This window comes from Pseudomonas sp. I2 (genome assembly GCF_040984075.1).
Lineage (GTDB): Bacteria > Pseudomonadota > Gammaproteobacteria > Pseudomonadales > Pseudomonadaceae > Aquipseudomonas > Aquipseudomonas guariconensis_B.
Genome location: NZ_JBCGFQ010000245.1, coordinates 1 through 378, shown reverse-complemented (window position 1 = coordinate 378; position 378 = coordinate 1). Strand labels below are relative to the sequence as shown.

The 378-nt window shown below is 55.0% G+C and carries 1 pseudogene; it reads right to left on the bottom strand.

The window, feature by feature from the left end:
• Positions 1–16: 16 nt before the first annotated feature.
• Positions 17–378: pseudogene (locus WCE05_RS26460) on the bottom strand (hypothetical protein); the annotation flags it as partial.

Sequence of the window (378 nt, the reverse complement as noted above, 5' to 3'; positions counted from 1 at the left end):
GGAAAAGCGCGATGAATCAATTTGCGATTCTGTACGGAGACCGGTTCATCAGGCCGACCTGGTGAGAATCAGGGCCTGCCTGACGGCAGGCCGTTACCGGCCCGCACACAAAAAATCTGACAGTCCCGTATCCTGCTAAACGTGCGAATAAATTACTTCCCAGAAATCTGATAAATCCATTGCCAAACGCCATCCCAGGCGCAGTGGAACTCAACCTCAACATCAGCGCCTTTTGCATCGCCCGAACGCTCACCAATGTCCCCGCCGCTGCGCCTATTACCCCGAAGATCGACGCGGCGAACCCCGCCGTGTATTCCGGTGCATCGCTTTTCTGCAAGTTCTGGTAGGCCGCTTTGAGCGAGATCACGTTGAACCACA